The sequence below is a fragment of the Luteolibacter sp. Y139 genome (assembly GCF_038066715.1).
GTDB classification, from domain to species: Bacteria; Verrucomicrobiota; Verrucomicrobiia; order Verrucomicrobiales; family Akkermansiaceae; genus Haloferula; species Haloferula soli.
In genome coordinates this window covers 113,354-137,304 of the sequence record NZ_JBBUKT010000003.1, presented here as the reverse complement: position 1 = coordinate 137,304, position 23,951 = coordinate 113,354, and the positions used below count along the sequence as shown (strand labels likewise).

Annotated in this window: 23 protein-coding genes; 11 read left to right on the top strand and 12 right to left on the bottom strand. The window is 63.5% G+C overall.

Annotation, left to right across the window (positions count from 1 at the left end):
- Positions 1–106: 106 nt before the first annotated feature.
- Both WKV53_RS08940 and WKV53_RS08935 read right to left on the bottom strand, forming a co-directional pair.
- The gene (locus tag WKV53_RS08940) at positions 107–544 is read right to left on the bottom strand and encodes a DUF2846 domain-containing protein (RefSeq protein ID WP_341404231.1); all 438 of its coding nucleotides are present in this window, start codon (positions 542–544) and stop codon (positions 107–109) included.
- Positions 545–675: 131 nt separating this feature from the next.
- Positions 676–2,904, bottom strand: coding sequence for an NADP-dependent isocitrate dehydrogenase (locus tag WKV53_RS08935; protein WP_341404230.1), 2,229 nt, complete (start codon positions 2,902–2,904; stop codon positions 676–678).
- Positions 2,905–3,098: 194 nt separating this feature from the next.
- Here WKV53_RS08935 and WKV53_RS08930 point away from each other — a divergent pair, with 194 nt between their 5' ends.
- Positions 3,099–3,566 carry a c-type cytochrome gene (locus WKV53_RS08930; protein ID WP_341404229.1) on the top strand — a complete coding sequence of 156 codons (468 nt, stop codon included), beginning with the start codon at positions 3,099–3,101 and terminating at the stop codon, positions 3,564–3,566.
- A 12-nt stretch (positions 3,567–3,578) separates the two neighbouring features.
- Positions 3,579–4,028: a plastocyanin/azurin family copper-binding protein gene (locus WKV53_RS08925; protein WP_341404228.1), complete on the top strand. Its 450-nt coding sequence runs from the start codon at positions 3,579–3,581 to the stop codon at positions 4,026–4,028.
- 17 nt (positions 4,029–4,045) lie between these two features.
- Here the strand turns inward: WKV53_RS08925 and WKV53_RS08920 are convergent, their stop codons facing one another.
- The 5 genes from WKV53_RS08920 to WKV53_RS08900 all read right to left on the bottom strand — a co-directional run bounded on the left by WKV53_RS08920 (position 4,046) and on the right by WKV53_RS08900 (position 8,380).
- Positions 4,046–4,981 carry a GNAT family N-acetyltransferase gene (locus WKV53_RS08920; RefSeq protein ID WP_341404227.1) on the bottom strand — a complete coding sequence of 312 codons (936 nt, stop codon included), beginning with the start codon at positions 4,979–4,981 and terminating at the stop codon, positions 4,046–4,048.
- Positions 4,982–5,136: 155 nt separating this feature from the next.
- Entirely contained in the window at positions 5,137–5,940 is an 804-nt protein-coding gene (locus WKV53_RS08915; RefSeq protein ID WP_341404226.1) for a 1-acyl-sn-glycerol-3-phosphate acyltransferase, read from the bottom strand.
- A 31-nt stretch (positions 5,941–5,971) separates the two neighbouring features.
- On the bottom strand, positions 5,972–6,382 hold the full coding sequence (gene mscL / locus WKV53_RS08910) for a large conductance mechanosensitive channel protein MscL (protein WP_341404225.1): 411 nt from the start codon (positions 6,380–6,382) through the stop codon (positions 5,972–5,974).
- A gap of 198 nt (positions 6,383–6,580) precedes the next feature.
- Positions 6,581–7,420 (bottom strand): DUF4394 domain-containing protein, encoded by an 840-nt coding sequence (locus WKV53_RS08905; RefSeq protein ID WP_341404224.1) that lies wholly within the window; start codon positions 7,418–7,420, stop codon positions 6,581–6,583.
- Positions 7,421–7,570: 150 nt separating this feature from the next.
- Entirely contained in the window at positions 7,571–8,380 is an 810-nt protein-coding gene (locus WKV53_RS08900; protein WP_341404223.1) for a ThuA domain-containing protein, read from the bottom strand.
- A 152-nt stretch (positions 8,381–8,532) separates the two neighbouring features.
- Between WKV53_RS08900 and WKV53_RS08895 the strand changes: the two genes are divergently transcribed.
- Both WKV53_RS08895 and WKV53_RS08890 read left to right on the top strand, forming a co-directional pair.
- Entirely contained in the window at positions 8,533–8,859 is a 327-nt protein-coding gene (locus WKV53_RS08895) for a hypothetical protein (protein WP_341404222.1), read from the top strand.
- 51 nt (positions 8,860–8,910) lie between these two features.
- On the top strand, positions 8,911–9,771 hold the full coding sequence (locus WKV53_RS08890; RefSeq protein ID WP_341404221.1) for a GNAT family N-acetyltransferase: 861 nt from the start codon (positions 8,911–8,913) through the stop codon (positions 9,769–9,771).
- A 12-nt stretch (positions 9,772–9,783) separates the two neighbouring features.
- On the opposite strand, the gene WKV53_RS08885 is transcribed toward WKV53_RS08890, so the two are convergent.
- The 5 genes from WKV53_RS08885 to WKV53_RS08865 all read right to left on the bottom strand — a co-directional run bounded on the left by WKV53_RS08885 (position 9,784) and on the right by WKV53_RS08865 (position 16,809).
- Complete coding sequence (locus tag WKV53_RS08885; protein ID WP_341404220.1) at positions 9,784–10,617, bottom strand: hypothetical protein; 834 nt, start codon at positions 10,615–10,617, stop codon at positions 9,784–9,786.
- A 22-nt stretch (positions 10,618–10,639) separates the two neighbouring features.
- Positions 10,640–11,629 carry an endonuclease/exonuclease/phosphatase family protein gene (locus WKV53_RS08880; protein ID WP_341404219.1) on the bottom strand — a complete coding sequence of 330 codons (990 nt, stop codon included), beginning with the start codon at positions 11,627–11,629 and terminating at the stop codon, positions 10,640–10,642.
- Positions 11,630–11,724: 95 nt separating this feature from the next.
- Complete coding sequence (locus WKV53_RS08875) at positions 11,725–14,451, bottom strand: WD40 repeat domain-containing serine/threonine protein kinase (protein WP_341404218.1); 2,727 nt, start codon at positions 14,449–14,451, stop codon at positions 11,725–11,727.
- 15 nt (positions 14,452–14,466) lie between these two features.
- The gene (locus tag WKV53_RS08870; RefSeq protein ID WP_341404217.1) at positions 14,467–15,201 is read right to left on the bottom strand and encodes an RNA polymerase sigma factor; all 735 of its coding nucleotides are present in this window, start codon (positions 15,199–15,201) and stop codon (positions 14,467–14,469) included.
- 198 nt (positions 15,202–15,399) lie between these two features.
- Positions 15,400–16,809, bottom strand: coding sequence for a TonB-dependent receptor (locus WKV53_RS08865; protein ID WP_341404216.1), 1,410 nt, complete (start codon positions 16,807–16,809; stop codon positions 15,400–15,402).
- Positions 16,810–16,860: 51 nt separating this feature from the next.
- Here WKV53_RS08865 and WKV53_RS08860 point away from each other — a divergent pair, with 51 nt between their 5' ends.
- The 7 genes from WKV53_RS08860 to WKV53_RS08830 all read left to right on the top strand — a co-directional run bounded on the left by WKV53_RS08860 (position 16,861) and on the right by WKV53_RS08830 (position 23,943).
- Positions 16,861–17,052 (top strand): hypothetical protein, encoded by a 192-nt coding sequence (locus tag WKV53_RS08860; protein ID WP_341404215.1) that lies wholly within the window; start codon positions 16,861–16,863, stop codon positions 17,050–17,052.
- Between the two features lie 71 nt (positions 17,053–17,123).
- The gene (locus WKV53_RS08855) at positions 17,124–18,362 is read left to right on the top strand and encodes a BPL-N domain-containing protein (RefSeq protein WP_341404214.1); all 1,239 of its coding nucleotides are present in this window, start codon (positions 17,124–17,126) and stop codon (positions 18,360–18,362) included.
- A 47-nt stretch (positions 18,363–18,409) separates the two neighbouring features.
- Positions 18,410–19,924 (top strand): anthranilate synthase component I, encoded by a 1,515-nt coding sequence (gene trpE / locus WKV53_RS08850; RefSeq protein WP_341404213.1) that lies wholly within the window; start codon positions 18,410–18,412, stop codon positions 19,922–19,924.
- A 2-nt stretch (positions 19,925–19,926) separates the two neighbouring features.
- Positions 19,927–20,490: an anthranilate synthase component II gene (locus tag WKV53_RS08845; RefSeq protein ID WP_341404212.1), complete on the top strand. Its 564-nt coding sequence runs from the start codon at positions 19,927–19,929 to the stop codon at positions 20,488–20,490.
- A 93-nt stretch (positions 20,491–20,583) separates the two neighbouring features.
- Positions 20,584–22,950 carry a serine protease gene (locus WKV53_RS08840; protein ID WP_341404211.1) on the top strand — a complete coding sequence of 789 codons (2,367 nt, stop codon included), beginning with the start codon at positions 20,584–20,586 and terminating at the stop codon, positions 22,948–22,950.
- Complete coding sequence (locus WKV53_RS08835; RefSeq protein WP_341404210.1) at positions 22,947–23,267, top strand: hypothetical protein; 321 nt, start codon at positions 22,947–22,949, stop codon at positions 23,265–23,267. Before WKV53_RS08840 ends, WKV53_RS08835 begins: the two co-directional genes overlap by 4 nt.
- A gap of 94 nt (positions 23,268–23,361) precedes the next feature.
- Positions 23,362–23,943 (top strand): hypothetical protein, encoded by a 582-nt coding sequence (locus WKV53_RS08830; protein ID WP_341404209.1) that lies wholly within the window; start codon positions 23,362–23,364, stop codon positions 23,941–23,943.
- Positions 23,944–23,951: the final 8 nt, after the last annotated feature.

The window sequence follows — 23,951 nt, the reverse complement described above, 5'->3', positions numbered from 1 at the left end:
CTTACGAGACATAAGGGGACTTCATCTCACCCGATCGCTCCGAAAATAAAAAGCCCGCCGGACGTCAATCGGGCGGGCTCGAGATGCGGGGGTTCTCGTCAGGTGCTCAATCGGTCACCAGCTTGCATTTCTGGATCTCGCTTTCGCCTTCCTCACGGCTGACGTGGGTCGGGATCACGTGTCCGACGAAGGCGCCGATGGTGACGTGGGTGCGGACGAAGCTGGGCTGTCCGGCGGTGACGTTCACGGTATCCTTGTGCTTCCACTCGGTCACCAGGGACACCTCGTGGGCACCCGGTGAGTGGTCGGAATAGGAGAAACCTTGGGCAGTCGAGGTGCCGACGGCTTGACCATCGATCTTGATCGAGGGCTTCACCGCCATGCCCAGCGTGCTGGTGCGATAGACGAAGACGCGGCCTTGTCCCTTGGGGATTGGAGGCAGTGTCTTGGAGACTTCCGCATAAGTCGGTCCGCTGGCGCAGCTGACCAGGCCAAGCGCGGCAGAGGCAACCAGGGCGGAGATGATGGCTCGGGGAGTATTCATGCGCGGCGGAGATGGATGAAGATGCGCCGATGCGGCAAGTATCTTTGCCCACATAACTCCGTCTTCATCGGTTTTTCACACAAAAAAGGCCCGCCGGCTTTCGCTCGGCGGGCCCTTGGTGAGATGACAAGTCAGATGGTCTCAAGGATCGCCTTGAAGGTCGCGCTAGGACGCAGCGCCGCGGATGCCTTGGCATCGTCCGGTTGGAAGTAGCCGCCGATGTCCACCGGCTTGCCCTGCACGGCGTTGAGCTCTTCCACGATCTTCGCTTCGTTCGCGGCGAGTTGCTCGGCGACAGGGGCGAAGATGGCTTGCAGTTCGAGATCCCCGGTTTGCTCCACGAGCTCGTGAGCCCAGTAGAGCGCGAGGTAGAAGTGCGAGCCGCGGTTGTCGAGGGTGCCGAGCTTGCGGCCCGGGGAGCGGTCGTATTCGAGGAACTTGCCGGTGGCGGCATCGAGCGTGTCGGCGAGCACCTTGGCGCGCGGCAGCTTGAAGGTATCGGCGATGTGCTCGAAGGACGGCGCGAGCGCGAAGAACTCACCGAGGCTGTCCCAGCGCAGATAGTCCTCCTGCAGGAACTGCTCGACGTGCTTCGGTGCGGAACCACCGGCACCGGTTTCAAAGAGACCGCCGCCATTCATCAGCGGAACGATCGAAAGCATCTTCGCCGAGGTGCCGACTTCGAGGATGGGGAAGAGGTCGGTGTTGTAGTCGCGTAGCACGTTGCCAGTCACCGAGATGGTGTCCTTGCCCTGCACGATGCGCTCGAGCGAGTAGGTGCAGGCATCGGCTGGCGCGAGGATCTTGATCTCAAGGCCAGCGGTGTCGTGGTCCTTCAGGTACTTCTCGACCTTCGTGATGAGCTGGGCGTCGTGCGCGCGGCTCTTGTCGAGCCAGAAGACGGCCGGATCGCCAGTGGCGCGGGCGCGGTTCACGGCAAGCTTCACCCAGTCCTGAATCGGCGCGTCCTTGGTCTGGCAGGCGCGCCAGATGTCGCCGGCTTCCACCTCGTGGGAGAGCAGCACTTTGCCGTTAGAGTCAGTGACGGTGACGGTGCCCTTGGCAGGGATTTCGAAGGTCTTGTTGTGCGAGCCGTATTCCTCGGCGGCCTGCGCCATGAGGCCGACGTTTGGCACCGAGCCCATGGTCTTGGGATCGAGCGCGCCGTTCTTTTTGCAGAAGTCGATGACGGCCTGATAGACGCCCGCGTAGGAGCTGTCCGGGATCACGGCGAGGGTGTCGCCAGTCTTGCCCTGGGCGTCCCACACCTTGCCACCGGCGCGGATCATCGCGGGCATCGAGGCGTCGACGATGACATCGCTCGGCACGTGAAGGTTGGTGATGCCCTTGTCGGAGTTCACCATCGAGAGCGCCGGGCCATTGGCGTAGGCGGCCTGGATGTCGGCTTCGATTTCCGCCTTCTTGCCAGCCGGCAGCTTCTCGATCTTCGCGACGAGATCGCCGAAGCCATTGCGGAAATCGACGCCGAGCTCCTTGAGCGTCGCGGCGTGCTTCGCGATGAGGTCCTTGAAGAACACCTCCACCGCGTGGCCGAAGATGATCGGATCGCTGACCTTCATCATGGTCGCCTTCATGTGCAGCGAGAAGAGCACGCCATCGGCCTTTGCCTTCGCGATCTGGCCTTCGAGGAAGGACACCAGCGCCGCCTTGCTCATGAAGGTGGCGTCGAGGATTTCACCGGCCTTCAGCGGTGTGGACTCCTTGAGAACCTTCACGCTGCCATCGGCTCCGGTGAAGGTGATCTTCACGTCGGTCGCGTCGCCGACGGTCACCGATTTCTCGTTGGAAAAAAAGTCGCCGTTTCCACCCATGGTGCCGACCGAGGTCTTCGAGTCGCCGCTCCAGGCACCCATCGAGTGCGGATGCTTCTTCGCGTAATCCTTCACCGCCTTCGGTGCGCGGCGGTCGGAGTTGCCTTCGCGAAGCACCGGGTTCACGGCCGAGCCCATGACCTTGGCATAGCGTGCCTTGATATCTTTTTCGGCATCGGTCTGCGGGTTCTCCGGGAAGTCGGGCAGCGCATAACCCTTTGCCTGGAGTTCGGCCACGGCGGCCTTCAGCTGCGGCACGGAGGCCGAGATATTAGGCAGCTTGATGATGTTTGCCTCCGGCGTAAGCGTCAGAGCGCCAAGCTCCGCGAGATGGTCGCCGATCTGTTGCTCCGGCTTCAGGAAGTCGGGGAACTGGGCGATGATGCGGCCGGCCAGTGAGATGTCCCGGGTCTCCACGGTGATGCCGGAGTGCTTCGTGAACGCCTGCACGATCGGGAGGAACGAGTAAGTCGCGAGCAACGGGGCTTCGTCGGTCTTCGTGTAGATGATGGTGGGAACCTTGGACATGGAAGTGGCGGTCGTTTCGACCGGGCTTGGAACTAGGGAAATGCCTCGCCGGGGTCAATCCCGGGGGAAATGGCGGGTTTGTGAGGAGCATTTTCCGGGCAGATCGCCTCCGCCCGGTGTCTGCTGACGCGAACTCATGGTTGCGAAAGGCCGCCGAAGCTCCCAACGTAGCCGGGCAGCCTGACACGACCGATATGAAATACCTCGCTCTTTCTCTCCTCGCCGCGACCGCCGCGGTTGCCACTGCCGATGACGCCCAGAAGGCCAAGCTGATGGAAACCGGCAAGACCACCTTCATGACCTGCTCGGCTTGTCACGGTCCCGACGCCAAGGGCATGGCGATTCCTCCCGACATGAAGATGGCTCCTTCCCTGGTCGACTCCAAGATCGTGGTTGGCGAGCCCGCCGCGTTTGCCCTCGCCGTGCTGAAGGGCATCCAGAAGGACCCCACCAATACCAAGATCATTGGCATGATGGCACCGCTGGAAGCCTCGCTCGACGATGAAAAGCTGGCCGCGGTGATGACCTACCTTCGTAACTCCTTCGACCATAATGCATCCGTGGTAACCCCGGAAGACGCCAAGAAATTCCGCGAGCAATTCAAGGACATCAAGGCGCCGGTGACCCGCGCCCAGCTCGAAGAAGCCGGCAAGAAGAAGTAATCCAGCGGACCGATGCGCGCGCTTCTCGCCACATCCCTCCTGTTACTCGCCTCGGCCGTGTCTCACGCGGCCGAGGTGGTGAAGCTGGAACTCAGCGCCGATGACCGGATGGTCTACAGCAAGACCACCTTCGAGGTGGTGAGCGGCCAGAAGGTCTCGCTGGTTTTCAAGAACGCCAGCGCGAAGGGCGAGAAGTCGATGAAGCACAATGTGGTGCTGCTGAAGCCGGGCACCACGGTCATCCAGTTCGCACCGAAGTGCCATGCCGCTGCGGCCACGGGCTACGTGCCGACCGACAAGGAGTCAAAGGCCCTGATGGTCGGAAACACCAAGCTGATCGGCGGCGGCGAGAGCGCCACGCTGAACTTCGTGGCGGGTGAGCCGGGCGAGTATCACTACTTCTGCTCCTCGCCCGGGCACTTCGACAAGATGTTTGGCAAGATCATCGTGAAGGCCAAGTGACCTTCATTTGACCGGATTCACGCGACCTCCGAAACGGCGGCTTCCGAGAAGCTCCGGAAGCCGTCTTCGCCCATGTAGCGGGCGAGTACCGCGGCGGGAGCCTGCCGCAGGTCCACGAGCACCAGAGCGTCCAGCACGTCCGAGAAGTCAGGGTCCACGTTGAATTCCAGCAGCGTGGCATTCAGCTTGAGATACTGCCGCAGCAGCACCGGCACGCCCTTGTTGTCGGGTTCTGCGGCGGAAACCGCGGCGGAGACATCCTCGATGGATTGCAGCCGGTGGCTGATTCCTTCATCGTCGGGAAGCCCGTCGTACGGGTGACGGGGCTTCACCCAGCGGGAAACGGTGGGATCTTGCCGGCTATCCCGGAGGAAGCGGACAATGAGATCCTGCGAATACGCCGTGTAATCGCGGGAGATGCTCACCGGACCGAAGAGCCGGGCGTAACGCGGGCGCTCCGCCACGAAGCGGCCGATCCCGCGCCAGAGCAGTCCCAGCGGGTGGATTGATTTCTGGTAGTCCGGCGCGACGAAGGATCGCCCGAGTTCCAAGGCGGGCTTGAGGAAATCGAGGAAAGGCTCCTCGAAGTCGAAGAGGGTGGAGGTGTAGAGCGCGCTGGCTCCGCCGGCTGCCAGCAGCACGTCCGTGCAGCCGAGGCGGTAGCCACCGGCCACTTGGCCGCCTTCGCGGTCCCACAGGAACAGGTGGAGGTAGCTGGCGTCGAAGGGATCGAGGTCCAGCGGCTTGCCGGTGCCTTCACCGACCTGGCGGAAAGTGATTTCGCGCAGCCGGCCGATTTCGTGGAGCAGCGCGGGAATCTCCCACGCGGAGGCGAGGAACACATCGAAGCGCCCCTGCGAGGCCAAGGGGCCGCGGCGATTCAGAATCGCGATTTCCGCGGCGAGCTCGGTGGGATCCACCGGCGGGGCGATGGGCTGTAGAGAGTCGTTCATGGCAATTCGCCTGCCAGCATGTCCGAAACGCCGGTGGAAGTCTCATTGAGAATTCCATCCCGACCATCGCCGGTGGCGATGGAGTGAACCTTGCTGTGGATGTTATCAAGTCCCGATTTTCGGGGCGGGTCGATGGGGGATGGACGACGTTCTTGTCACAGGGGCGGAGTTTCTTCTCCGATGGCCCGCGCCCGCAGGAACGCCGATAAATCCTGCGGTGTCATGGTCGCGACTTCTTCAAAACCAATGCGCTGGGCGTGGCAGGGGACCGTTTGGCCATCCATCACCAGCAGCACCCGCGGGAGGAGCGCCGTCCTCACCATCGGATGCAGTTTTCCGGCCTGGTGGAACCATTCCGGCGCTTGGCCGGGAAAGCGGACCACCACCAGATCCGCCTTCGCTTTCAGCGCGAGGGCGGCCACGTGGGGTGACCATGGTCCCTCGGTGACCTTGCCGTCCCGGAATGATGCGACTTCACCGGCGGGGAAGCAGGAGAGCAAACCGCCGGCCCGGAGATGCTGGAGCGCCGCTCGCAGCGAGCGCGCATTGTCACGGGCCGTGTCCCCTTCGTTCAGGATCGAGAGCGGGATCATTTTCGACCCGATCCCGGGGATGGCGGCGGTCATCCGGTTGGCCAGCATCAGGGAATCCGGCCGGCGAGTCCCGCACAGGGTGCCCAGAGACATGGCATCCGCCCCGCCGAAAGGGTGGTTGGCCACCACCACCACCGGGCCGGTCGCTGGTACCGCTTCGTCGAAACCGGGGCAATCGACCTCCAGCCCGTAGGCGTGGAGGGCCTCGGTGAAAACTTCTCCCGGTTGTGCGGCAGCACGGCGGAAGGTCGCGCGGACCCGGGTCAGTCCGAGCACGTTTTCCAAGCTCCGGCGCGCCATCCCGCGCCAGCCATCCCCCGCAAGGGATGGCAGGACGTCGGTCAAATCGAAGGGCTCGGCAGGCACGGCCGGAAGGCCAGCAGACCGGGCGCGCGGATCAAGCCTTGTTCTTCAGCAGATCGCGGATCTCGGCGAGGAGCTTCACGTCGGCAGGAAGCTCTTCCGGTCCGGCTGGGGCTGCTGGTTTCTCGAAGCGCTTCTTGGCGGTGTTGTAGGCCTTCACCACCAGGAACAGCGCGAAGCCGACGATCAGCAGGTTGATGAAGGAATTGATGACCGGGGCAATATCGATCGCTTTGACCACGTCCTTGCCGTCGGCACCCTTGGTGACCCGCTTTGCCAACTCGATCGCGCCCACTTGGGTTGAATCGGTCGGGAAGCTGATCGCCGAGAGCAGCAGCTCGGTGAAAGCAGTGACCACCTTGCCGAACGCGGTCGCAATGATGACGCCGACCGCGAGGTCGAACATGTTACCCTTGAGGATGAATTCTCTGAACTCCTTGAACATGGCGATTGGGGATTGTTGCCCTGCCATCCAAGCAGCGTTTCTAACACGGCGCAATGTCGATTCCACAAGGGTTGCAGAGCGCCATCTTGGAAGCAAAGCCTCCCCGACGATCCACGGACATGAAGGAATCCGGGCATGAAAAAGCCGGAGCCTGTGACGGACTCCGGCTTCGAAGCGGATTTCAGGCCGAGCGGGTGATCATTCAGCGACCGGTCCCAGCGCGGTGAGCGAGGTCAGCGGCCATGGGCCACCAATGTGGCCGAGCGAAGTTGCGGTGCCGTTGGTGAGGTTGATCGTAAAAAGGGTGGTGCGGTATTTTTTCTTCTTACCCTCCTTTACGACGATGCCGGCGTAGGCGACGCCATTGCTGCCGGCGATGTCGAAGCCGGCGACTTCCGTCACGTCCACGCCGAGGGCACCCACCGTGTTCAGGGTGCCGGAATTCGGCGGGTTCTGGACGACCAGAAGGTCCTGGGAGGCATCGATGTCGTACAGCGTGGTGGTGGTGGTCACCGGGTCGTTGTCGTTGTTCGTGTAGGCACAGGCCGCGATCGAAGGCGTGTCGCCGAAATTCGGATCGCCGCCGGCGTAGGCGACGCTGGCGTCGACGGAAGTAACGGAAGCATCGTCCGGATTGAGGCGGAGATTCTGGCCGGCATCGCTCACCAGACGGATGCGGTCCACCACTGGATTGAAGTCGAAGGCGAAGTGGGCGCCATTCAGCAGCGTGGAGAAGGTCCCGCTGCCGACCTGGGTGGCATAGCCCGTTTCCCAGTTGAGGGTGTAGAGGCGGCTGCTGCTGCCGAGCGCGTAGAGCAGGCCATTGGCAGGGCGGATATCGATCGCGAGGATCTTCTCCTTCTTCTGGAGGCCCTTGATCTTGACCTTGGTGACATCCGTGGGGGCGTCGCTGGCGAACATTACCAGCATGCCGTTCTCGGACACGCCGGCGAGCCACTCGGGGCGGACGGGGAGACCGGCTTGGGCACGCAGGCCGGCGGCGAGAAAAAGAGCACTGACGAGTAGGCGGAACTTCATGTTTTCCTAGGATAGGGGGTTGCACGCGCTGCTTCCCACTGCGGGGAACGAGCGCGTGCCCTAGTTAACATTCAACTTTTCCTAACTACAAGACGCGAAAGCAAATCGGGCGGGAAACCGAATTTCCCGCCCGTGCGAAGCCCTGCTTAATTACTTCTTCTCCGGACGCCCGTAGCCCGCCTTCGGCTTGCCCTGGGCATCGAGCTTGTCGGTGGCCCACAGCACGCCCTTGGCGACCATGTCGAGATAGCGTGCGTCGCTCACCGTGTCGTTGTTGTGGCCGATGGTGGTGGCGAAGACGCGGGTCTTCTTCGGCCCGTAGAGGTTCGTCCACACGACCACGGTCGTGGACTTATCCTGGGTGCCGGTGGCGAGCGGCGTGGCGCTCTTGTGGATGTCGATGTTGTTGTAGAGCTCCTCGTTCCCCGTGGTCCAATCCTTGGCTCCCTTGGTGATCGGGTGGCTGGTGTCGGTGAACTTGATGTCGATCGGCCTCTGGGAACCGTGGCCGCTGGACTGCAGGCCGAGCAGGTCGAACCAAGTCGTGTCCTCGTCCTTGGTGGCCTTCTTCTGGTACTCGCCGACGCGGTAACAGTGCATGGCGCAGTGGAGGGCGATGGCCGGGATGCCATCAAGGTGCGGCTTCACCACGCCTTTCACGACCTCCAGATCCTTCACGTCGGCGGCGCACTCGTCGTGGATGACCAGATCGTAGCCGGCGGCGTAGTCGGGATTGCCATAGATCGGGAGCGGCGGCTTGGTGCTGCCGTCATCCACGTGGATCTGCTCCACGGTGACATTGATCCGTTCTTCCAGGCCCTTCTTCAGGATGTCCTTCTGGGTCTTGTAGTCGTGGCAGCAGCCGCCGGTGAGGAGCATCACCTTGAGCGGTTTGACTTCCTGGGCGGAGGCGGAGAGGGCGAATGCACCAAGGAGGGCGAGGATGGACGGCGTTTTCATGCTGACGGTATTTTGAGTGGCCGGATGGCGTAACGCCAAGAACGGAACCGCGGGGGCGATCATTTCACCCCGATTGGGTAACCCAAACAGGCTTCTTGCTTCCTGGCGATCGCCATGCCAACCTGCAAGGTGAGAAAGGAGCTTTGAATCCCATGAAGGAATTGTTCGATGCCTGGCGGGACGTGGACCGCAACAAGGTTGCCGCCCTGCTCAGTGTGGTCCCCGGCCTGGGGCACCTCTACAAGCACCACTATGTCGACGGCCTCGCCATCATGATCGTCGGCAACGTGCTGATGGTCTTCTGCGCCCTCTGGCTCTCGTTCGCCACGATCGGCCTGTCGCTGATCCTGGTGCCGCTGCTGTGGGTGGCGGGAGTCGCCTATGCGGCGCATGAGGCGTCCGATCAGCACGGGGCTCACCCGTGGCTGCACGTGTGGGAGCACAAGTGGGCCCACGCGTTTCGCCGGACCAAGCACTAATGGGCCAAAGGGACCATTGAAAGGTCCGCACGTGGGCGATTCAATCGCGCCATGGCGCTCGAACTCGTCCCCGCGATCGCGGAATTCATCCCGCGGCTTTCCGTCATTTGCCACGAAGCCTTTTCCGCCCTGCACGACCGCTGCGGGGTCGAGAGGGATATTCCCGCTCCCGAAGTCGGGGAAATGATCATCGGCCAGACCGTCCAGCGGCCCGACTACACCGGCGTGATGGCGGTGCTGGATGGCGAAATCATCGGCTCGAATTTCCTGACCTTCGCCGATGAGGTCGCAGGTGTGGGGCCGATCACCGTCGACCCGAAAGTGCAGTCGAAAGGGATCGGCCGGGCGCTGATGCAGTGGGTGATCGATGAAGCCCGGCGGCGGGAGATCCGGCAGGTGCGGCTTTTCCAAGAGGCGCTCAATATCACCTCGCTGTCGCTTTACACTGCTCTCGGCTTCGATTGGCGGGACAGCGCGGTGCTGATGCAGGCGGCGCCCGCAGCGGAGGAGGATCCGGAGGTCCGGCCGATTACCGGAGATGACCTGCCAGTGATCGCCGAACTTTCGCGCCTCGCCTACGGCTTCTCGCGCGCAGGCGATGCAGCGCAGCTGATCGAGTTTCAGGTGCCGGGTTTCCTCAAGCTCCGCGGCGGAAAGCCGGTCGCCTATCTCTTCGCGACCTTGTTCGGTCACGCGGGTGCCGAGACCGATGAAGACCTGCTCGGCCTGGCTTCCCAGGCCGCCCGTCACCTGCCGCCACCGGTGGCCAAGTACATCTGCCCGATGGCCCGCACCGGCCTCTTCCGCAAGGCGATGGCTGCTGGCCACCGCACCGGCAAGGTGCTCTCGTACATGTCATTCGGCGACTACACTCCGCCCACCGGGGCGCATTTCCCGTCGATCCAGTGCTGAAGGGGCATCCGGTTAGAAGGGCGGCGTGAGCGACCACTTGTCGCCGCCCTTGCTGACGCCTTCGAGCTTGGATGCCCGCAAGTCGGGGATCTGGAATTTTACCCATCCATTGGAGGGCCAGTGGCACCAGAGGATCTTCTCGTCCTCGATCTTCCACTTCCATGCGACGGTCTCCTTACCCTTGTCGCCACCGCCGCGCGTGGCGGTGCCGTTTTCGTGGAATTTGACCGTCCAAGGTTTCTCGCCCACTTGCTTCGCCTCCCATTCCGTTGAGAGGATCAGGTCCCTGGCGGATTTGATCAGCGGCTTGCCGGAAAGGTTCGCGATGGTTTTTTCAACTGCGCTGGCTTCATCGCGAACGATCTTCGCATCGTCGATCTTGCCCTCCTTGGTAAGCCGGGTCACCAGTCCTTCGAGCTTCTGCCGATGCAGGGTCCAAGCGTCGATGAATGCAGCCTTGAGAGAGACTTCCAGTTTGGTGCGCTTTTCGAGGTAGGCCTTTCCGAGCTTGGCGAGTTCCGGGTCGGATGAGTCGGCCGTCGGTGGGTTGCCGGCGTCGAAGCTTTTGAGGGCTGCGTCGATTTTCTCAACCGCATCGAGTTTGCCCGCGGCTTGGGTTTCCGCGCGGTATTTCTCCAGGGCGGTCCTGAACTTGGAGTCCAGATCGGCGAGGGGCTGGCCGGCCTTCTTCAAATTGTCCCCATGAGTGCCGGAGATCAGATCATGCTCCAATTGCGTGGCCGGTGAGAGTTCGGCGGCGGCGGACGGAACCGGCAGGGCGACGCAGGCCAGTGACAGCAGCGCCGCGGCAATTCCGGAAAGAGGAGTGGATCTCAGGGATTTCATCGGCGGTGAACGACCTGCAGAACTACTGCTTGTCGTTGCGGTCGGGCGAGGAAGAAAGGGCCAGCACCGCGATCACCGGGCGATGGTCGGAGCCCATCCAGTCCGGGTGAACCTTCCTTTCCACCACTTGCCAGTCGCTGCTGACGAGGATGTGGTCGATGGGCAGGCCGATGCCATTGCTGTGCCACGTCGAAGGGAGGCCGAAGCCCAGTGCTGAATCGTGGAGTTTCCCGCGTTTCAGCAGGCGTTGGAACCATGGCGAAAACGGGGTGCAGTTCAGATCGCCGAGAAGGACCACCGGTGTTCCGGCGTTGGCCGCGATGTCCGCCGCGTGGTCGTATTGCTGATTCCGCTGGTCGAAGCGCTGCCCCGCGCGCGGGGTGCGGGGATGCATGCCGAGGATCCGGACTGGTCCGCCGGGTGCATGCATGAGGGTGGAAATCCACGGCTTGTCCGCAGCGATGCCGTCAGCGTCGGGCACATCCAAAGGATAGCGGCTCAAGAGCCACATGCCTTCCGCCCCGTCGCGGCCGCTAGAGATCTGGAAGGGATACTTTTCCTTCAGCGGCGAGAGCCTCTGGCGCCACTCGTCCGTGCATTCGGTGAGGAGAAGGACGTCCGCCTCCTGATGGCCCAGCCAAGGCAGCGCGAGGTCTTTTGTCGGGTTCTCCCAAAGGACGTTCCAAGCGAGGAACTTCAGCGCGTTTTCACTCGCGACCTTGGGATGGGAGATCCAGTAGGGCCCCAAGGGGATGGCAGCCCATGCGGTCAGTGCTGCCGCAATCGCAGCCAAGGCACGTCTCTGCTTCCTGAAAAACCAGCTGGCAAGTGCCACAAGCAGCCCGAGCCACCACCAGCGGAAGTGGCTCATGCGCTCGATGTGGCTCGACCAAATGCCCAGTGGCGAACCTGCCGTGCCCAAGGCTGCGATTGCCAGCAATGCCACAGGCACCCTTCCGGCGGTTGCTTTCAGCAGCGGGCTCCAGCGATGCGGCACGGCGGAGCTTTCCATTCGTAAACCGCTGTCGCAAGGCACTCAGGCGGGATTCCGCTTTTCCGGTATCCTATACATACCGTAAAAGCGGAATCCATCGTATGTCCATGTGGTCACTCCCAGTCCATCCCGAGCTTCGCGAGTTCGGCACGCAGGGTAGGGAGGTCCCATGAGATGACCGCGCCGTCTTCGACGTGGATTGCCAGGTGATGGCCGTCCGGGCTGAAGGTGAGCGTGGGCATGCCGACCTCGCCGACGGCGGCGGGGATTTCGAGGCGGGCGATTTCCGCGAGATCGCTGGTGCGGTGGAGGATGACGGCGCGGCGGGTGGCGCTGGCGGCGAGGGTGCCATCCGGCGAGACGGTGAAGCCGTTCGGCGCTTGGCCGGTGAGCACGGTCTCGGATTTCCACGTGGCGGTGTTCCAGCGCGTCACGGCGTGGTCGCCCCAGAGCCAGAGGGAATGGCCGTCGTCGGTGAAGAGGGCTCCGAGCACGAGGCCGGGGTGATCCAGCGGCCGGGGTGATCCGCCTTGCAGGGAGTGCAAGGTGGCACCGGGGACGCGGAAGCTGCCGGTGACGAGCAGGGTTCCATCCGGCGAAAAGGCGGCGCAGTAGGGGTCTTGCTGCGGGAGGTTCCGGATCGAGAAGTCGGCGGTGGAAACGAGAAGCACGCGGTCGTTCTTCGGATCCTCGTCGTTTTTGGTGAGGGCCAGGAATTTTCCATCCCGGGACGTCGCGACCAGCAGCGGACCGGGGCCGATTTTCGTGGCTTGCAGGTCGGTGACGGCGGGCCACGCACCGGGGGAAAGTGGGATTCGCCGGAGCCCCACATTCCAGCTGCACAGCCACAAGGTCTCCGGGGTGAGTGCGGCGGACATCCACTCGACGTCGACCTTTGGGAATCGCGCCACTTCACGGCCCTCGGCGAGTGACCACAGTCGGCAGACCTTTTCATCCACCGTGACGGCGACCCGGCCGGAGGCATCGAGGTGCAGGCTATCGATGTTCTCCGATCGCGGTTCGGGCGCTCCGGGACCGACCACGGTGAGAAAACGCGGCCACTGGAAGCGGAAGCCATCGACCGCGCTGCCGTCCGAGCGGCGCACGCGCAGGACGGTGCCGTCTTCCGACCACGCGACCGGTCCGGCATGCTCGGGCAAGCCGGTCACGCGCAGCAGCTCCGCACCTAGGCCGGCGTGCCAGACCTTCAGCATGCCATCCCGGGCGATGCTGACGAACTCCTGGCCGCCGGGGCGGAAGGCGACCGCTCCGAGGTCGGCATTGTGGCCGCCGAAACGATGCAGGCGCTGGCCGGTGGTGGTATCCCACACCTGCACCAGCCGGATCGACTTGCCTCCGGCGATGAGCAGCTCGCCCGACCAGTCGAGGCAGGTGATGCGGTGGTCGTTCTTGAGTTCGTGGAGTACCTTGCCGTCAGAGACCGACACGATGTCGATGGCATCGGCGCGTCCACCGGGCAGATGACGGACGACGGCGCGGCGACGGCCTGAAGGATCGGCAACGGATAGCTCTCCGGTGGGCGGGGCCGGGAGGTCTCCTCCGAGCGCAGGCAAGAATTCGACACCCGGCAGCGAGAGCGCGGCGATCGCTTCATTCCTAAGCCCCGGGGAAGGCTTGATTCCCCAGGCCTCTCGAACCGCAGCGATCGCCCGTTTCCCCGAGTCGCCTTCCCGCTGGGCCCTCGCCTCGTGGGAGGCCGCGATCAGGATTACCCGGCGCCCCTCGCGATCCTCGCGCTGCTCCGTCACCACGAAGCCTGCAATCAGCGTCGCCACCAGGATGGTGCACGCGATGGCGAGCGCCGTGGTCCATGGACGCCGACGGCCCCAGCGCCACGCCCGGCCGAGCGGGCCGAGGGGCTTGGCATGAATCGGCTCGCCGGCAAGGAAGCGCCCGAGGTCGTCCGCGACCTCCTGCGCGGTGGAGTAGCGCTGGACGGGATCCTTGCGCAGGCATTTCAGGCAGACCGTTTCCAAGTCGCGGGGAACGCTGGGATTCAGCCGGCGAAGGGAGAGCGGATCGTCTTCGCGGAGCTGGACGAGAATCGTATCCAGCGTCGGCCCCACGAAGGGCGGCCGTCCGGTGAGGAGGTGGTAGAGCGATGCTCCGAGGCCGTAAACGTCGGTCCGGGCGTTGGCTTCTCCGCCGAAAGCTTGCTCCGGAGCCGAGTAGCCGGGAGAGCCGAGGACTTGGCCGGTGCGCGTGAGTTCGGAGGCATTGGAAGCGTCCATCCGGGCGATGCCGAAGTCGGTCACGCGCGGATCGCCTTCGCCGTCTAACAGGATATTGGACGGCTTCAGGTCTCGGTGAAGCACGTCGTGGTCGTGCGCGTGTTGGACGGCCTCCGCCACGCGGCGCATGTGCCGGGCGGCATCCTTTGCGGGCAGCGGATGGTCGCGCACGGCCTCCTCCAGGTTCTTTCCCGGCAGGTGCTCCATGCAGAACCAGGGCACGCCATCGTCCTCGCCGATGTCGAAAATACTGACGATGCCGGGGTGCTTCAGCCGTGCTGCCGCCCGGGCCTCGCGGTGGAAGCGCTCCCTTTCCTCCGCTCCGGCGAAGCGCGCCCGCAGCAGCACCTTCACCGCGACCGTGCGCTCCAGCCCGGCCTGCCGGGCGCGATAGACCACGCCCATGCCGCCGCGGCCGATTTCCTCGTGGAGGTCGAGATTTGCCAGCCGGGCCCACGGCTCCGATTCCTCAAGCGGCGGCTCTTCGAGGTCGCTGAAGGAGACCTTGAAAAGACAGCGCGAGCATGGCCCTCCGCGAGGCATCGGCTCGCCGCAGATTTCGCACACGCTGCCGTTGGCGGGGTTCATCCTTCGGGGGGAGGTTCACGTCCCTAGCAGCTCGACCAGCGACTTCATTTCCTCCTCCACCAGACTGTCATCCCGCAGGCCGGCGGCGACTTCATTCCGTACCATGGCGCGGAAATCGGTGCGCATCCGATAGACCGCGACCGCGACGCTGCGGCCGTGGATGCCGAGCTGTTCGCCCACGGCGTCGTAGTCGCCCGGGACGGCCTCGCGGTAGAGAAACTGGCTGATGGCTTCGAAGACCTTTCCCTTGCCCGTGGAATCGTATTCTTCGCGCAGCCGGGCCAGTGCGGCCTCCATGACCGCGTGCGCCCAGCGTTTCTCGAAAAAGGCCTCCGGGGCGTCCGGTGTCGCAGGTTCCTGACCGAACCAGTGCTCGGCGTGGGCCAGATCCAGCGACACCGGCTTCTCGCCGCCGCCGCGTTTTTGCGCGGTTTCGCGATGGTGGGACTTGATCAGGAAATTTTTCAGGATGGTGACCAGCAGCGTGCTGAACCGGGCGTCCCGCTGCTCCACCTTGGAAAGCCAGTCCTGCTCGATGAGCTTGGCGAAGAACGCCTGGGTGAGATCGCTCGCGTTGTCAGGGCCATGGCCGCGGCGGCGAATGTAGGCGTAGACTGGGTACCAGTAACTTCGGGAGAAGTGCTCCCATGCCTTGTCCCGCCGCGACGCCTCGCCGGCATTCCCTAACAGCGTCCAGCGCGTTGTTGCAAAACGCGCGGACGGAGGGGACTCATCGGAATGCGGGGGCATGAGCATCGTCATATTGGCACGGAAGCTCTCTAACGCATTTGAAAATTTCCGGTAATCGGACGGCCCCGACCGGGTGAAAGAAAGGTGACGCGGTTCATCCGTGCCAATCACACCGGATTTCCCCTCCCCGTTTGTCCCCCGGAGACACCGTTCCCCCCAACGGTGCTCCGCGGGACGGACGGCCCCGGGGAAAGGTGGCTAGAGGGCCGGTCGGCAGCCGAAGAAGCGGCGGTCCTTGACCATTTGGGCGACCTGCGGCGGAACCATTTCCACCCATGCCTCGTCACCGGCGGCGATCTTTCTGAGCACGTCCCGCGAGAAGATGTGGAGGAACTCAGGCTTGAAATTGTCCAGCGCCACGAAGCTGCCGCGGTCGGCGAGGTAGCCGTAGAGCTTCTTCAGTTCAGGGGCGACTTCGAGGTTGTCGACGGTGGTTAGAGCGCCGGTTTCGGCGTTCTTGAGCGGGTAGATGTAGAGCTTGAGGTTGTATTTGAAGAGCCGGCCGAAGCTTTCGAGGATGCCGCCGGGGAGCTGGGTGTAGTATTTTTCCTCGAAGAGCTCGGTGAGGCTCGGGGTGCCCATGACGATGCCGATCCGCTCCTTCGTCCGCCACGAGATGTAGGCGGCGAGGCGGTAGTATTCGAAGTAGTCCGAGATCATCACGGTCATCCCGCAGGCGGCGAGCAGGTCGGCGCGAGCGAGGAAATCGCGGCGGTCGACCTCGTTGCCGCCAGCGAGCAGATTGCGCATGGTCAGCTCGAAGATCGGGAGAACCGGCTTGCCCGCGACGTCGGGGTCGGCGGTGAATTTCTCCAGCGCGCACTGGAGCATGTCCAGGTTCACGTGGGTCGGCGGGCGGAAGCTGCCGCGCTCGACGAGGACGGCCTTTTTGTAGAGCGCCTCCGATGGCTGGAGCACCTGGCCCTGGGGATCGAACATCGCCGCGCCGCTGAGGCCGAGCTGGACGAGCTTGAGGCTAACAAGCCGGTTGTCCACCGAGCGGAACTCAATGCCGCGGAACTCGATCACGTCGATCTCGATGCGGCCGGTGGTCAGCTTGTCGAGCAGGCTTTCCACGAGCTGCTCCGGCTCGTGGTGGAGGAAAAAGGCGCCGTAGAGCAGGTTCACGCCGACCACGCCGAGCGCTTCCTGTTGGAGCGAGGCCTCGTTGTCCAACATCCGGACGTGGATCAGGATCTGGCTGGGCTCGTCGCGGGGGCGGGACTGGAATTTCACGCCCATCCAGCCGTGACACTCGTTGCCGCCCTTGAAGCTGCGGGCCACGACGGTGTCGGCGAAGGCGAAGAAGGCGGTGGTGTCGCCTCGTTTTTCGGCGAGGCGCTCGACATTCAGCGAGAACTCGCGGTCGAGCATCGCCTGCAGGCGGGTGCGGGAGACGTAGCGGTCGCCGCTGCCGTAGATGGCGTCGCTGACCGTCATGTCGTAGGCGGAAATGCTCTTGGCCACGGTCCCGGCGGCCGCGCCGACACGGAAGAACCAGCGCACCACCTCCTGCCCTGCCCCGATCTCGGCGAGGGTCCCGTACCAGCGTGGGTCGAGATTGATTTTAAGAGCCTTGTGGTGAGTATCTAGGGCTTCCTCGCTCATGGGACGAGTGGAGCATCCCGCGAGCCACGATCAAGCTGGCTATTCGAGCAGATGGAGGCTCAAGCCCGCCTTCTCGAACTTGCGAAAGCCTTTGTGAATATTCCCGCCGAGAACTTGGAAGGGTGGCGGGCAAACAACGCTTTTGTCGCAAAAAGGTGTGCGGGAGATCCTGAAATTCACGATCAGTTTTTGGCTTTGGTTGGAAAAAGCTGGCGCGTGGGCTCGTTGAAAAATTGGACATGAAGATCAGCCGGTTGCTTATTTTGTGCGGGAAACTCCTTTTGGTATCCCTTGCCAGGGCGGAGGTGGATTTCGTGGTTCTCGATTCCGCCGAGGCGGGCCCGACGGTGATCATTCATGCTCCTGAGGAGGGGGCGGGGAGAGACGTGTTGCGTCAGCTTCAGTATGACCCGCCGGTTAGAGGGCGGCTGGTGCTTGCGCGGGAGCATCTCGGGAGGGAACCCGCGAGTTCATCGGGATGGGAAACGGGTCCGGGACTTTCCCTCCTGACGAGCCGCTTCCAAGACGCCCGGCTCCTCGTTTTCCGGAAGGATGAGGACGCCCACGCCTACGATCCGCAGTTTCGTGGGGATACGGTGCAGGGAAGCGGTGAAGGGGCGGCTGCGGTCCTGAAGTCCCTTTGCGCGATGAAGACCGGAGTGGCAGGGAAAGGCTGGGAGGCTTTGCCCGCGACCGGGAGGGAAGGGGAAATCGTCGTTACGACGAATGCCCGCTTCCAGAGCAATGCCGGCCTGCGCCCTGCCCTGCAGGAGCGCGAACTGAGGACCGCCGCCCAGACATTGCTGCGGCATCTCGGGATGACAGGGGAGAAGCCGGGAAACCTGTCGCTGTTCCCTGCCACGAGATCCGGGCAGATCCGGGTCGCAGTCTTCGACGACATGGGAGCCCAGAGCTCCAGCGGCCACGAACCCTCGTGGCTGAGGTCGCGACTCGAGCACGACGCAGGACTGCAGGTGGAACTTGTGGGCGTTCCGGAGATTCTCCAAGGCGCTCTGAGCCGTGCGGACGTGCTGGTGATGGGTGGTGGCAAGTCGAGCATGGAATCGAAGGCGCTGGGTGAGAAGGGGCGGACGATCGTGGTGGATTTTGTCAGGAAGGGCGGAGGCTACCTCGGCATCTGCGCCGGAGCCTTTCTCGGAAGCAGCACCACGGGAAAAATCCCGTATTTGAAGCTGCTGCCGGTGACCACCGGCGCCACCGCCTTGCAATGCCAGACGCCCTTGAAGTGGCGCGCCGGTGCCTTGGGGGAGGACCGGGTGGAAAAGGCGGAGATTCACGGCGGCCCGAGCTTTCAGGTGATGGAAGATGCCGCCGGGCAAGTTGATGTCTGGGCGACTTTCGCGCAGAACGAGGTCCATCCGGAAAAGGGTGAGTACAAGCTGAAGGATACTCCGGCCGTGATTTCAGGCAGCTGTGGGAAGGGCAAGGTGATCCTCACCAGCACCCATTGCGAACGGCCGCCAAGCCCGTCCACCCACTTCGCGGGCATGGTGCGCTGGGTCGCGGAAGGGAGCGGGGAGCCCGGGAAATGATGGCGGACGACGGTTGCTGAGGGCTTGCGCGTCCGCCTTTGGCCGCCATGCTCCCGCGCGTTGTGAATTCCATTCCGGTCGAACCGTCGTTCGAGGCCTTCTGCAAGCTGGCCGGGCAGGGCAATGTTGTCCCGCTCTACACCCAGCTTGCCGCGGACTTCGAGACGCCGCTGTCGGCGTACCTCAAGGTGCGCGACGCGCGTCATTCCTTCCTGCTCGAGAGCGCTGAAAGCACGGACAAGAGCGGACGATGGTCGATCATCGGGACGAACCCGCGACGGGTCATCGAGGCCCGCGACAAGAACCTGACGATCCGCGAGGGTTCGTCGGTGGAAAAGATCACGGTCGAGGACGACGTGCTCGCCGCGCTGGAGCGCCACATGGCTCCCTACAAGCCGGTGTTGCACGGCAACCTGCCGCCGTTTTGCGGCGGTCTGGTCGGCTTCCTCGCCTACGATGCGATCCGCCAGTTCGAGCCGACGGTACCTGCCGCGCCGAACGACGAACTGGGCATTCCGGACGCAGTTTTCATGCTGGCCGATACGCTGATCGTTTTCGACCAGCGCCTGCGCCGCCTGCAGATCATCGCGAACGCTTTCACCGGCGATCACGCTTCGTTGCAAGAGGCCTATGACGCCGCGCGCGGCAAGATCTCGGCGCTGGTGGAAATGCTGAATCGTCCGCTGCATGTGCCGGCCCTGAACGGCCTAGCGCCGGTCGAAGCGGCACCGGCGGAGAGCAACACCACACAGGCTGAGTACGAAGACATGGTGCTGCGCGGGAAGGAATACATCGCCGCCGGTGACGTGTTCCAATTCGTGCCGAGCCAGCGCTTCTCGACGGATTTCCATCGCTCGCCGGTGGATCTCTATCGCGCGCTGCGCCATGTGAATCCATCGCCGTACATGTTCATCCTGGAACTCGGCGACTTCGCGTTGGTGGGTTCGTCGCCGGAAGTTCATGTGCGTGCCATCGGCGGTCGCATCGACATTCGTCCGATCGCGGGAACGCGTTGGAGAGGCAAGACGCAGGAGGAGGACGATGAACTCGCCGCCGACCTGCTGGCCGATCCGAAGGAGCGCGCCGAGCACTTGATGCTCGTCGATCTCGCGCGCAACGATGTCGGTCGCATCGCCAAACACGGCAGCGTGAAGGTCGATGATTTCATGATCGTGGAGCGTTACAGCCACGTCATGCACATCGTCTCGAACGTCACCGGCACACTCGACGACACTCATAGCAGTTACGACGTGCTGCGCGCGACCTTCCCAGCGGGAACGGTCAGCGGTGCACCGAAGATCCGCGCGATGCAGGTCATCAACGAACTCGAGAAGAGCAAGCGCTGCGCCTACGCGGGTGCGGTTGGCTACTTCGGCTTCGATGGTGGCCACGACTCGTGCATCACCCTGCGCACGTGCTTGCTTAAAGACGGCAAGGCGTACGTGCAAGCAGGCGCCGGCGTGGTCGCGGACTCCAACCCGACCTACGAGTACAACGAGACCGTCAACAAAGCCAAGGGCATGCTCCGCGCGATCGCCTTGGCCAAAACGCTGGAGGACTGACCATGTTGCTCATCATCGATAACTACGATTCCTTCACCTACAACCTCGTCCAATACTTCGGCGAGCTCGGGGCGGAGATGAAGATCGTGCGCAACGACGCTCTGACGGTGGATGAGGTGAAGGCCCTCAAGCCGGAACGCATCTGCATTTCACCGGGTCCGTGCACGCCGAATGAAGCGGGCATCTCCTGTGAGTTGATCGAGAAGCTCGGGCCAACGACTCCGATCCTTGGCGTTTGCCTCGGCCACCAATCGATCGGCCAAGTCTACGGTGGCGACGTCGTTCGTGCAGCGCAGCTCATGCACGGCAAGACCTCGCCGATCCTGCATGAGGGCAAGAGCGTCTTCGCCGGTCTGGCGAGTCCCTTCGAGGCCACGCGCTATCACTCACTCATCGTGAAGCGCGAGACCTTGCCGGACTGCCTGGAGATCACCGCATGGACTGCCGATGGCGTCATCATGGGCCTGCGGCACAAGGAGCATCCGGTCCACGGCGTGCAGTTCCACCCGGAGTCGATCCTGACCCAGGATGGGAAGCGCATCCTGGAGAACTTCCTGTCGTTCTGAGCCGGGGCGGGGGCAATTTGCCCGGAAAAAGAGCGGAGTTCCTGATGGGAAACTCCGCTCGACCTTTTCGTCAAACCAGCGAATCTCCCGCCGATGATCCGCGCCGTCTGTCTTGCCGTGCTGACCCTGTGGGGGATGACCGCCGCCCCAGCCTCGGCCGTCGACAAGCAACTGGTCACCGAAAGCCGGCATCCTACCGCCATGGAACGGCGCGCTGGCCGGGAGAAGATCCAGAAGGAGATGGAGAAGGACGGCTTCGGCCCGGTTCCCCGGATCGTCGGTGGTCATTCGGCGGCGGATGGGGAGTACCCGTGGATGGTTGCCTTGCTCAAGGCGGACGAGCCGGATGAGTATGATGGCTTTTACTGCGGTGCCTCGCTGGTCCATCCCTACTGGGTGCTGACGGCGGCGCATTGCGTGCTCGGCAGCCGGGCGGAGGACATCAATGTGCTGGTGGGGACGAATGACCTGTCGAATCCAGGCAGCGGCGCGCAGCGGATCGCGGTGTCGGAAATCGTCATCTCGCCGACCTATAACGAATTCTCGATGGACGGAGACTTCGCCCTCCTGCGGCTGGCACAGCCGGCCACGGGTACCACGATCCCGGTGATCGATGACGCCGAGCTCGCGCTTCCCGAGGTGGAGGCGACGGTGACCGGGTGGGGAGACACCACGGACGGGCAAGGGTCTTACCCGAACCGTTTGCAAGAGGTGGAGTTGCCGATTGCCGATCTGGACGTGGCCAATGCGAGCCCGGCCTACGCTGGCACGCTCACGGAAAACATGATTCCGGCGGGTTTGGCGGAAGGTGGCCTCGACTCCTGCCAGGGAGACAGCGGCGGGCCCTTGCTGGTGCCGTCGCCGCGGGCGCCGGGGTGGGCGCTGGCGGGCATCGTCAGCTTCGGCGAAGGCTGCGCCGAGCCGGGCAACTATGGGATCTACACGCGGATCGGGAACTACCGCGACTTCATCACCGGCCACATCCGGCCGAACTACGCGGCGTGGGAACGCGCGAACGGCCGCAGCGGCGAGAACCTCGACCTCGACGAAAACGGCCGCACGAATTTCGAGGAGTGGGCGCTGCCCGACGGCGGGGTGATCACGAAGAGTGTCTCCGGTGGCTTCCTTTACCTCAGCTACCTGCGTCCCTTCACGGCTCCCGAGGCGGAGTATTACATGGAGCATGCGACGACCGTGGCCGGGCCGTGGTCGGCGGTGGCAGGTTCCGAGTATTCCGTGGAGAATGCCGTTCCCGCTGGCATGGGCAAGGGGACATGGCGGCTCCCGCAATCCGCGGACAATGGCGTCTATCGGGTAAGGGTGAGGTTTTCCTCAGTCCTCGCCCAAGGGGACCGTCCCCTGAGCTATCCCGACACGGCGTCGGGGCAGCTGGGAACGCTGGACCGGACCTTCAATAGCCGGCTCTATCAGACCTACGCGCTGGATTTCCCGTCGGGCACCGGCCCGGTGGCGATCTCGCTGCGTTCCGTGGGTTTCGATGCGGCGCTCAAGGTGGAAGCGCTGGGGAACGGCGGCGGCATCGTCCCAGTCGAGACCAACGCGGGAATCGGGCTCGATGGGACCGACGAGTGGTATGAGTTCACTCCGGAGGAAGGACGCAGCTACCGGATCTGGGCGACCACCACGGCCAGTGGCGAGGCGGGTGCTTTCCAGCTGAATGTCTTCGATCCGGTGGCCTTGGAAGCCTTGCCGCTGCTGGCGGTGCCGCGGGCGAAGGCCTTGAGCGGATCCCTTTCATCCAGCGATGTCGTGGACCCGGTGTTCCTGCCCGGAGCCACCTACTACAAGGACGACTACCTGCTCGATACCTCGTCATTGACGACGGGCAAGCTGGTGGAATTCCACATGACGTCCAAGGGGAGCGCGGCCAAGGGAATCGATGATTTCCTGTCGCTGATCGATGGCGAGAGCGGTCGGCTGGTCGCCGGCAACGACAACTTCGCGGGCAAGAGCAACGATGCCGGGCTGCGATTCGTCCCGATCCCTGGAAAGAGCTACTTGCTGCGCGCCTCGTCCAGCGAGGAGCGGGATATCGGCCTCTATCAGCTCGCCGCCACGGCTCCGGTCGCCGGGGCGAAGAAGAGCAGCGTCGGCGCGATCAGCATCGGCGGCTCGGCGAGCGGCAAGCTGTCGGCCGCCAGCGAGCTCGACGAGCAGTACCTGACTTTCAAATACGACTATCTCTTCAACGCAGGGGCCGCTGATCAAGAGGTGGTGGCCACCTTGGAATCGGCGAAATTCGATGCCTACCTGATCGTGATCGATGCGACCGACCTGACGGTGGTGACGGAGGGCGACATCGGCGGTCCTGCGGGCGGCATCGACAACGCCCGGGCGACGTTCACGGCACGGGCTGGCCGGCACTATATGATCCGGGCGACGACCTACGACAAACTCGAGAAAGGGGCCTACGTCCTCAAAGCTACCGCAGCCCCATGATCGACGAACCGTGGTTCCTGCCGACCGCCTTCGGCACGGTGGTTTTCCTGCAACTGGTGCTGCTGATTGCCGTGCTGCGGCTGTCGGGGCGGGTTTCCCAGCTGTTCCGGATGGTCGCGCCGCCAACGCAGGCATCGGCGGCAGTCCAGGAACTGGCGGACCGCAAGGAGGCGACGGGAGAGCAGAAGAAGTGGTTCGCCGAATTCCTGGCCGAAGATCCCTCGCGACGTGAGCTTCCGAAGAAGGAGCAGTTCGCCCAATTCCGCCAGTGGCGGGATCAGAAGGGGCTGAATTGGAAGGGGCCGGCGGAGGCGTGACGGGCTAAACGCGGCCTCGTGGTATACCAAAGTCGGACCCTCGAGCGCCGGTTTGCCATTGACTGGGATTTTCGCGGCGGGGAATTCTCACGATATGAGATGGCGAGTTCTCCTGTGTGTCTGGCTGGTTGGTCCGCTGATGGCGCAGACGCCCTTGGCCAAGCAATTCGAGGAACTCCGCACCGCGCGCGAGGCGGCGATGCAGGAGCAAGACAAGCAATACCTGGCCAAGCTAAAGGTGCTCCATGCCCGCGCCGAAAAGGCGAGCGACATGGAGGCGAAGGCGCTGCTGAATACCGAAATCGCCAAGCTGGAGGCTTCCACGGTGGCTCCTGCAACGGCGGGAGGGGTAGTTCCTGACAAGATCGCGACCGCGGACGATCTGGGGGCCGTGTTGGTGGCGGCCAAAAACTGTGAATGGCTGAAGCATGACGGCAGCGTTTTCGACCGCTTCCAATTCCTTCCCGGAGGAAAGCTGAAGGTGCCCGGCTCAATGAATTGGCTAACGAAATGGGAGCCGGTCTCGAAGGACGAGTTCCGCATCTACCATCAGGATGGTTTCTATTGGCTTTTCGAGTTTTCGCGGGATGCGGGGTTCGCCAAGTCGGTGAAAAAGCGCGGTGCCGCGCAGGACGAAACGAAGGCGATCCGGCTGCTGTACAAGATGTCTCCCTGAAGCGGCTG